The sequence below is a fragment of the Kineosporia sp. R_H_3 genome (assembly GCF_002198675.1).
GTDB lineage: Bacteria > Actinomycetota > Actinomycetes > Actinomycetales > Kineosporiaceae > R-H-3.
This window is the reverse complement of the sequence record NZ_MWLL01000116.1, coordinates 66782-75611: the sequence shown is the minus strand read 5'-3', so window position 1 is coordinate 75611 and position 8830 is coordinate 66782. Positions and strand designations below refer to the sequence as shown.

The following is an 8830-nucleotide window of genomic DNA, read 5'->3' as shown; positions in this document are numbered from 1 at the left end:
GGTCGGGCGGCCGGGTGGGTCAGGCGCTGAGCCGGTCGGCACCGCGGACGTCGACGACGCCGTCGACGAAGACGTCCTCGTCGTCCGCGAGGATGAGCAGGTGGGCCGCGCTCTTGCCGGAGCGCTTGGCCCGGTACATCGCGATGTCGGCGGCCTGGAGCAGCGCGGAGGCGTCGGTGCCGCGGCCCGCGGCGGACAGCGCCACGCCGATGCTCCCGCCCCGGTGGCAGGCGGTCCCGTCGAGCAGCACCGGGGTGCGCAGCGCCGCGAGGAGCCGCCCGGCGATGTCGTGGGCGACGGCCTCGTCGGGGACGTCCGGGCACAGGACGACGAACTCGTCGCCGCCGACCCGGGCCACGGTGTCGGCCGGCCGGACCGCCTCCCGCAGCCGGTGCGCCACGGTCACGAGGACGTGGTCGCCCGCGGCGTGGCCGGAGGTGTCGTTGACGGTCTTGAAATCGTCGAGGTCGCAGAACGCGACGAGGACCCGGCCGCCGGTGCGCCGGGTCCCGGCGAGGGCGAGGTCGAGCCGGTCGGCGAGCAGGGCCCGGTTCGGCAGCCCGGTGAGCGCGTCGTGCAGCGCGAGGTCGCGCAGCCGGGTCTGCTCGCTGACCCGGTCGGTGACGTCGACGACGTGGACGGCGAGCCGGCGCGGCCCGCCGGCCGGGGTCGGCAGCGGGGCCATCGAGACGTGCATGCTCCGGGTGCGGCCGGCGATCTCGACGGCGTGCTCGCCGTGCCAGGCGGACAGCCGCCCGTCGGCGAGCGCGGCGAGGGTGCGGGCGGCGTCGTCCGCGTCGGCCGCGGCGAGCAGGTCGGGCCAGGCGGTGCCGGCCACCTCGCGGCAGAGCAGGTGCCCGAACGCGGGGTTGGCGTCCTCGACCCGCCAGACCGGGGCCGGCCCGGCGTCGTCCGCCGCGAGTACCGCGATCCCGACGAGCGCGTGGTCGAACACGGCCCGGTACGCGGTCGCCGTCGCCACCGCCTGCCGGGCCTCGTGCGCGCGCCGGACGGCGACCGTCCACGCCACGACCGCCGCCCCCGTCGCGACCAGGGCGAGCAGGGTCGTCGCCACCACCACCAGCATGCGTCCTCCCGCCGTCCGCGATCCGTGACCGGTGTCCGGACCGTTGTCGGCAGGTCGGGGCGAAACCTTGAGCCGTTCGGGTGATCACCCGAACGGATGAGTTCCCGACGGCTCCGGGGGCTGCCCGGTCGCCCGCCCCGTCGCCTGGACGAGCGGCAGCGTCCGGTGCGGCAGCGGCGTCGCGAGCACGATCGTCGTCGACAGCCGGACGACGTGCGGGCTCTCCAGGACCCGGTCGATGACGCGCTGGAGGTCGGCGTTCGACCGGGCGACGACCCGCACGAGCAGGTCGGCGGCGCCGGTCACGGTGTGGGCCTCGAGCACCTCGGGCACCCCGGCGAGGTGCGCGGCGACGGCGTCGTGCGTCGTCGGGGTCCGGGCCCGGCCCGACGGCCCGGTCTCGTCGCCCGCGCGCTGCCGGATCTCGACCGAGCAGAACGCCGTCACCGGGTAGCCGAGGGCGCCCGGGTCCACGTCCGGGCCGAAGCCGGTGACGACGCCCTCGCGCTGCAGCCGGTCGAGGCGGGCCTGGACGGTGCCGCGGGCCACCTGGAGCCGGCGCGCGGCCTCGAGCACGCTCGTGCGCGGCTCCTCGGCGAGCAGCGTGACGAGGGCGGCGTCGAGGGGGTCGAGGCGTCCACGGGCGTCCACGCCCCGAATCCTGCCGCAGCCGGCCCGCTCTGCCGCTGCGGCCCCGGCCGACCTAGGGTGAGTCGCATGTCTGCCGCGCCGGTGTCGTCGCCGCCCGCCTCCGAGGTCGTCGCAGCCCTCGCCGCCGGGCTGCCGGAGAACGTCCTCGTCACCGACCCGGCGCGGATGGAGTCCTACCGGCACGACCGGGCGATGTTCTGCCCGGCCGGGGTGCCGGCGGCCGTCGTCCTCGCCCGGGAGACCGCGCACGTCCAGCACGCCCTCCGGACGGCGAGCCGGCTCGGGGTCCCGGTCGTGCCGCAGGGCGCGCTGAGCGGGCTCTCCGGCGCCGCCAACGCCATCGAGGGTTGCATCGTCGTGAGCACCGCGCCGATGACGCAGGTGCTCGAGATCGACACCGCGAACCGGCTCGTCGTCACCCAGCCCGGCATCTTCAACGCCGACCTGTCGCGTGCGGTCGAGGCGCAGGGCCTGTACTACCCGCCCGACCCGTCGTCCTGGGAGTTCTGCTCGATCGGCGGCAATCTCTCGACGAACTCCGGGGGCCTGTGCTGCGTGAAGTACGGCGTGACGACCGACTACGTCATGGGCCTGGAGGTCGTGCTCGCCTCGGGCGAGGTGCTTCGCACCGGCCGGCGCACCGTCAAGGGCGTCGCGGGCTACGACCTCACCAAGCTCTTCGTCGGCAGCGAGGGCACCCTCGGCGTCATCACCGAGGCGACGCTCATGCTGCGCCCAGCCGCGCAGCGGCCCCGGACGGCGGCGGCGCTCTTCCCGAGCATGCGGTCGGCGACCGACACCGTCGCCGCCGTCGTCGCCGAGGGGCACGTCCCGAGCCTGCTCGAGCTCATGGACGCCGTCTCGATCCGGGCCGCGAACGAGTACCTGCGCAGCGACCTGCCGGAGGACTGCGCGGCGATGCTCATCTGGCAGTCCGACTCCGGCGGCGAGGTCGCGGCGCGCGAGGTGACGGCGATCGGCGAGGTCGCGACCCGGTGCGGCGCCACCGACGTCGTCGAGGCCGACGACCCGGCCGAGGGCGAGCTGCTGCTCGCCGCCCGGCGGGCCGTCCTCACCGCGCTCGAGGCGTGGGGGACGACGCTCGTCGACGACGTCTGCGTGCCCCGGACCCGGCTCGGCGAGTTCATCGACGGCATCACCGCGATCGGCGAGCGGCGCGGCGTCGTCATCGGGACCGTCGCGCACGCCGGCGACGGCAACACGCACCCCAACGTCGTCTTCGACGCGTCGGACGAAGACCACGCGGAGCGGGCCCGGCTCGCGTTCGGCGAGATCATGGACCTCGGTCTCGAGCTCGGCGGCACGATCACCGGCGAGCACGGCGTCGGCGTCCTCAAGCGCGAGTGGCTCGAGCGCGAGGTCGGCCCGGTCGGCCTGTCGGTGCACCGGGCCGTCAAGGCCGCGCTCGACCCGACGGGCATCCTCAACCCGGGCAAGGTCTTCTCGCTGTAGGTCACCGCTTCTCGTCGTCCGCCGCCACGTACCCGGTGGCGGACGACGAGAACCGGCGGTCGTGGGTCAGTCGTCGGAGCCGTGGCCGCCGTGCCGGCCGCCGTGGTCGTCCCCGCCCCGGTCGTCGGAGCCGTGGCCGCCGCCGCGACGGCCGCCGTGGTCGTCACCCGCGTCGTGCGAGGCACCGTCGTCGGCGCCGTGGCCGCCGTGCCGGCGGCCGTGGTCGTCGCCCGCGTCGTGCGTCGCACCGTCGTCCGCGCCGCGGTTGCGCCGGTGGGTGCCGGCGGTCGCGCCGTCGTCCGCGCCGTGGCCGCCGCGCAGGCCGCCCTTGTCGTCGCCGGCGTCGTGCGAGGCGCTCGCCGAGGCCGAGGGGGAGGCCGTCGGCGAGGCGCTCGCGGTCGGGCTCGCGCTGCGGGGCCGCAGGCCGCCCTTGTCGTCGTTCGCGTCGTGGTTCGCGGGGTCGTCGGCGCCGTGGCGGGCGACGGCGGGGGCACCGGACGCCGCGAGGGCGGTCGCGGCACCGCCGCCGACGGTCAGGGCGAGCGCGCTGACGATCACGGCGAGGCGGCGGGTCGTGGGGGTCAGGGCAGTCATCGGGGTGGTCCTTCCGGTCGGGCACCGCGTCGGGGGCGGCGCCGGGCGATGGACCATTTCTCGCAGGCCCCGGGTACCGGTTCCCATCGCACCTGCGGGCTACGCCAGGTGGCCCGGTCGGTGCGTGCCCGAAGGTCGCGGTCCGCGCTGCCTCGAAGGGCTAGCACCTGCCGCGGCCCGGCCGGCCGGCGTCACAGCCGCTGCCACGCCGGCTTCCCGGCGTACACCTCCCGGTAGTACGCCGCCCGGGCGAGGCCCTTGGCGGCCGCCTCGTCGAGGACGACGGTCGCGTGCGGGTGGAGCTGGAGGGCGGACGCCGGGCACGCCGCGGCGAGCGGCCCCTCGACCGCCGCCGCGACGGCGTCCGCCTTGCCCGCGCCGGTCGCGAGGAGCAGCAGGTGCCGGGCGTCGAGGATCGTCCCGATCCCTTGCGTGAGAACGTGGTGCGGCACCTCGCCGGGGTCGTCGAAGAAGCGCGCGTTGTCGGCACGGGTGCGAGCGGTGAGGGTCTTGATCCGGGTCCGCGACGCGAGCGACGAGCCCGGCTCGTTGAAGCCGAGGTGCCCGTCGGAGCCGATCCCGAGCAGCTGGACGTCGACCCCGCCGGCCGCCGAGATCGCCGCCTCGTAGGCCGCGCAGGCCGCGGGCACGTCGGCGGCGTCGCCGTCGGGGGAGTGCACGGAGCCCTCCCGCAGGTCGACCCGCGACGTGAGCTCGGCGTCGATGACCGCGCGGTAGCGCTGCGGGTGGCCGGCCGGCAGCCCGACGTACTCGTCGAGCAGGAACGCCGTCGCGTGCGCGAACGACAGTCCGGTCTCGCGGTGCCGGCGACGCAGCTCGGCGTACGTCGCGAGCGGGCTCGACCCGGTCGCGAGCCCGAGGACGGGGCGTTCGCGGGTGCGCAGCACGGCCTCGACGGCGTCCGCCGCGAGCCGACCGACGGCGTCCGCGTCGGGCAGGACGACGACCTCCATGACACTCCTCAGGCGGGTCCGGGCGCGGCGGTGCGCCCGCCGACGACGACGGTGCGCGGGTGCAGGTCGGGGGTCCACACGACGACGTCGGCCGGGCCGCCGACGGCGAGCCGCCCCAGGTCGGGCCGGCGCAGCAGGTCGGCGGGCGTCCGGGTGGCGGCGACGAACGCCTCGGCGGGCGGGCAGCCGGTCGCCGCGACGAGCGTGCGGACGCAGTGGTCGAGGCCGACCCCGCTGCCCGCCAGCGTCACGCCGTCGGACGCGAGCCGGACGGCGCCGCGCTCGAGGACGACCTCGTGGTCGCCGAGGACGGTGCGCCCGTCGGGCAGGCCGAGCGCGGCCGTCGTGTCGCTGACGAGCATGAACCGACTGCGCCCCAGTGCCTTCCAGGTGGCCCGGACGACCGCAGGGTGCACGTGCAGGTCGTCGACGATGACGCCGGCGACGAGGTCGTCGTCGCCGAGCACCGCGCCGACGGGCCCCGGGTCGCGGTGGCCGAGCGGCGGCATCGCGTTGAAGAGGTGGGTCACGGCGCGGGCGCCGGCGGCGACGGCGGCGAGGACCTGCTCGTAGGTCGCCTGCGTGTGCCCGACCCAGACGACGACGCCGCGTGCGGTGAGGTCGGCGACGACGTCGAGGGCACCGGGCAGCTCGGGGGCGAGGGTGGCCGTGACGAGCCCGCCCGCCCGGCTCCAGCCGGCGACGAACGCGCGGTCGGGGGCCCGCAGGTGCGCCGGCGGGTGCGCGCCGCGGCGCGCGGGGGAGAGGAACGGTCCCTCGGCGTGGACGCCGACGACTGACGCCCGCACGGGGGACCCGGCGGGCGCCGTGCCGTCCGTGGCGAGCGCGGCCGCCGCGGCGAGGGCCCGCTCGACGGTGCCTGCGGCTGCCGTGACGACGGTCGGCACGAACGCCGTGACGCCGTACGCGGGCAGCGCCCGGGCGACGTCCACGAGCCGTTCGGGCTCCCGGGTGAGGTCGGCGCCGGCCGCGCCGTTGACCTGTGCGTCGACCAGTCCGGGCGTGACGAGCAGCCCGGTGCAGTCGACCCGGTGGGTGCCGGCCGGGACGTCGTCCGCCGGGACGTCGCCGAGCGCCGCGACGCGGCCGCCGACGAGCAGCACGTCACCGCGGGCGAACGTCGCGGTCCCGACGTCGAGGACGTCGCCGCCGGCGAGCAGCAACGGCACGAGCGGCGGCCCGGCCTGCCGGACGTGCCCGGCCGTCGGGAGCACGGGCGGGGTCATCGGGCCTCCCGGCCGGGGGCGAGCAGCGCGGCGCCGACCGCGGCGACCGGGCGCCCCTGCGGGACCGTCGTCACGCGGGCGGGCAGGTCGAGCGAGGCGAGGAACGCCGAGGCGCGGGCCCGCCGCGAGAGCGCCGAGGCGACCGCGAGCCGCAGCCGCTCGCCGACCTCGGCGACGCCGCCGCCGAGGACGACGACGTCCACGTCGACCGTGAGCACGAGGAGCTGGACGGCGGCCGCGAGGTGGTCGGCGACCCGGTCCCGGACCTGCCCGGCCTTCTCGTCGCCGGCCGCCGCGGCCCGGAACAGCGCGTGCGAGGGGCCCTCACCGGGCGCGAGCGCCTCCGGCTCGACCGGCCAGGCACGGGCGATCGCGCTGCCGGAGACGAGCGCCTCGAGGCAGCCGCGCTGCCCGCACGGGCACACCGGGCCGAGCGGGTCCACCGGGAGGTGCCCGATCTCCCCGGCCCCGCCGCGGGTGCCGCGGTGCAGCCGGCCGCCGAGGACCAGCCCGGCCGCCAGCCCGGTGCCGATGCTCAGGTAGGCCAGGTCGGTGCCGTCGAGGCCGAGCACCCGGGCCGCGCCGACGGCCGCCGCGTTGACGTCGTTCTCGACGGCGACCGGCAGCCCGGTCCGCTCCCGCAGCCGGTCGGCGAGCGCGAGCCCCTCGCCGTCGACGCCGAGGTTCACCGCGTGCGAGAGGACCCCGCGGCGCGCGTCGACGACGCCGGGCACCCCGACCCCGATCCCGGCGAGCGCGTCGAGCGGGGCGCCGAGCGCACCGGCGAGGGAGCGGGCCGCCTCGGCCGCCACCGCGACGACCCGCTCCGGTCCTGGTTCGCTGGCCAGCCGGACCTCGGCGAGCACCCCGCCCGCGGCGTCGACGGCGACGCCGAGGACCTTGGTGCCGCCGATGTCGAGCCCGAGGTGCACGCCGTCGGCGGGGCTGTTGGCGGGGCTGTTGGCGGGGCCGGTCGCGCTCACTTCACGGCGCCCGCGGTGAGCCCGCCGACGAGGTGCTTCTCGATCGCGGCGAAGAGGATGACGACCGGCACGATCGCGATGACGGACGCCGCGAAGAGCTGGTCCCAGTTCTGCTCGTAGCCGGTGACGTACGAGCTGATGCCGACGGTCAGCGGTTTGCGGGCGTCGTCCTGGATGAGCGTCAGGGCGACCACGTACTCGTTCCACGCCGCGATGAAGGTGAACGTCACGGTCGTGACGAGCCCGGGCAGCGTGAGCGGCAGCATGACCCGCCACAGCGTCCCGAACCGGCCGCAGCCGTCGAGGTGGGCCGCCTCCTCGATCTCCTGCGGGATCGAGGCGAAGAAGCCCTGGAGGATCCAGATCGCGAACGCGAGGTTGAAGGCCGCGTTCGTGAGGATGAGCGCCATGTACGTGTTGACGAGGTTGAGCTGGAAGAACTCGCGGTAGATCCCGACGACGAGCGCGGTCGGCGAGAACATCTGGGTCGCGAGGACGAGCAGGAGGAACGCCGTCCTGCCGCGGAACCGGTACCGGGCGGTGAAGTAGGCGGCGGGGACGGCGACGACGAGGACGACGACCGTCGAGACCGACGCGACGAGCAGCGACGACTTCAGCCAGGACAGGAACCGGGCGTCGGACAGGATCGTGCCGAACGTGCCCCACTGCCACTCCCGCGGCAGGAAGGACGGCGGCGTCGCGAGGACGTCGCCGCTGGGTCGCAGCGCGTCGAGGAGCATGACGACGTAGGGCAGCGCGAAGAGCGCGGCGACCGCGAGGCCCGCGACGGACAGCACGTAGGGCCGCACCCGGCGGTAGCCGCGGGGCCGCTGGACGGCGGGGCCGGCCGTCCGGCCCGCCGGTCCGGACGCCGCGGGCCGGGCGATGCTCGTGGTGCTCACGCGTCCGTCGCCTCCTTCCAGTTCGAGATGCGCAGGTACGCCAGGACGACGACGAGGATGAGCAGCACGTTGAAGACCCCGGCGGCCGCGGACATCCCCACGCTCTTCTCGGCACTCTTGAACGCGAGCTTGTACATGAAGGTGATCGTCGTGTCGTGGGCGAAACCGGGGTTGCGGTCGTTGAGCGTGTAGACGATGGGGAACGAGTTGAACACGTAGATGATGTTGAGGACCGTCGCCACCATGAGCGCGGGCCGCAGCAGCGGCAGGGTGATGCGGGTGTACGCCTGCCAGGGCGAGGCGCCGTCCATCCGGGCCGCCTCGTAGACGTCGTCCGGGATGCCCTTGAGCCCGGCGAGGAGCACGTACGCGGTGAACGGCAGGGTGACGAACGTGCCCACGCCGATCATCGACGGCATCGTGAACCGGTCGTCGCCGAGGAAGTCGACGGGGGTGTCGACGATCCCGGCCGAGAGGAGCACCTGGTTGAGGATCCCGTAGTTGTAGTCGAGCAGGAGCATGAAGAGCCGGGCCGTGATGACGAGGGACGCCGCCCACGGCACGATGACCGCCCACCGCAGGAGCCGGCGGCCGAAGAACTCCTTGCTCATGAGCTGGGCGAGCCCGAGCGAGATGACGATCGAGAGCACGAGGACGGCGGCGACCCAGACGACGGTGTTGAGCAGCACGGTCGACAGGTCGGGGTGCTCGAGCACACGGCGGTAGTTGTCCGCCCCGGCCGCGCCCTTGCGCAGGCCGGTGATCGAGTAGTCGCTCGTCGAGGCCCGGACAAGCTCGACGGCCGGGTAGAGCACGACCCCGACGATGAGCGCGAGCGCCGGGCCGAGCCACAGCGCGGTGACGCCGAGCCCGGCGCGGGACGTGCCCGCGCCGGACCCGGTAGCAGTGGCCGTCACCC

9 protein-coding genes are annotated in these 8830 nt (G+C 75.8%); 1 reads left to right on the top strand and 8 read right to left on the bottom strand.

Annotated features, from left to right (window positions below):
- Positions 1–19: 19 nt before the first annotated feature.
- On the bottom strand, positions 20–1087 hold the full coding sequence (locus ECOMGDLI_RS11590) for a diguanylate cyclase domain-containing protein (RefSeq protein WP_088316983.1): 1068 nt from the start codon (positions 1085–1087) through the stop codon (positions 20–22).
- An 84-nt stretch (positions 1088–1171) separates the two neighbouring features.
- Complete coding sequence (locus ECOMGDLI_RS11585) at positions 1172–1738, bottom strand: Lrp/AsnC family transcriptional regulator (RefSeq protein WP_198954777.1); 567 nt, start codon at positions 1736–1738, stop codon at positions 1172–1174.
- 66 nt (positions 1739–1804) lie between these two features.
- Here ECOMGDLI_RS11585 and ECOMGDLI_RS11580 point away from each other — a divergent pair, with 66 nt between their 5' ends.
- Positions 1805–3211, top strand: a complete 1407-nt coding sequence (locus tag ECOMGDLI_RS11580; RefSeq protein WP_088316994.1) for an FAD-binding oxidoreductase — start codon at positions 1805–1807, stop codon at positions 3209–3211.
- 66 nt (positions 3212–3277) lie between these two features.
- On the opposite strand, the gene ECOMGDLI_RS11575 is transcribed toward ECOMGDLI_RS11580, so the two are convergent.
- The 6 genes from ECOMGDLI_RS11575 to ECOMGDLI_RS11550 form a co-directional block, all read right to left on the bottom strand.
- Positions 3278–3805 (bottom strand): hypothetical protein, encoded by a 528-nt coding sequence (locus tag ECOMGDLI_RS11575; protein WP_088316982.1) that lies wholly within the window; start codon positions 3803–3805, stop codon positions 3278–3280.
- A gap of 191 nt (positions 3806–3996) precedes the next feature.
- Positions 3997–4779, bottom strand: coding sequence for a glucosamine-6-phosphate deaminase (gene nagB / locus ECOMGDLI_RS11570; protein ID WP_088316981.1), 783 nt, complete (start codon positions 4777–4779; stop codon positions 3997–3999).
- Positions 4780–4787: 8 nt separating this feature from the next.
- The gene (gene nagA, locus ECOMGDLI_RS11565) at positions 4788–6026 is read right to left on the bottom strand and encodes an N-acetylglucosamine-6-phosphate deacetylase (RefSeq protein WP_088316980.1); all 1239 of its coding nucleotides are present in this window, start codon (positions 6024–6026) and stop codon (positions 4788–4790) included.
- Complete coding sequence (locus tag ECOMGDLI_RS11560; protein ID WP_198954776.1) at positions 6023–7009, bottom strand: ROK family protein; 987 nt, start codon at positions 7007–7009, stop codon at positions 6023–6025. Before ECOMGDLI_RS11560 ends, nagA begins: the two co-directional genes overlap by 4 nt.
- Positions 7006–7911, bottom strand: a complete 906-nt coding sequence (locus tag ECOMGDLI_RS11555) for a carbohydrate ABC transporter permease (protein WP_198954775.1) — start codon at positions 7909–7911, stop codon at positions 7006–7008. The genes ECOMGDLI_RS11560 and ECOMGDLI_RS11555 overlap by 4 nt, the downstream gene beginning before the upstream one ends.
- Positions 7908–8828, bottom strand: a complete 921-nt coding sequence (locus tag ECOMGDLI_RS11550; RefSeq protein ID WP_088316979.1) for a carbohydrate ABC transporter permease — start codon at positions 8826–8828, stop codon at positions 7908–7910. Before ECOMGDLI_RS11550 ends, ECOMGDLI_RS11555 begins: the two co-directional genes overlap by 4 nt.
- Positions 8829–8830 lie beyond the last annotated feature (2 nt).

What these genes read in the sequence shown, in the direction of transcription:
- ECOMGDLI_RS11590 (WP_088316983.1), bottom strand. Translation starts at nt 1,087, where the DNA reads ATGCTGGTGGTGGTGGCGACGACCCTGCTCGCCCTGGTCGCGACGGGG.
- ECOMGDLI_RS11580 (WP_088316994.1), top strand. Translation starts at nt 1,805, where the DNA reads ATGTCTGCCGCGCCGGTGTCGTCGCCGCCCGCCTCCGAGGTCGTCGCA.
- ECOMGDLI_RS11575 (WP_088316982.1), bottom strand. Translation starts at nt 3,805, where the DNA reads ATGACTGCCCTGACCCCCACGACCCGCCGCCTCGCCGTGATCGTCAGC.
- nagB (WP_088316981.1), bottom strand. Translation starts at nt 4,779, where the DNA reads ATGGAGGTCGTCGTCCTGCCCGACGCGGACGCCGTCGGTCGGCTCGCG.
- nagA (WP_088316980.1), bottom strand. Translation starts at nt 6,026, where the DNA reads ATGACCCCGCCCGTGCTCCCGACGGCCGGGCACGTCCGGCAGGCCGGG.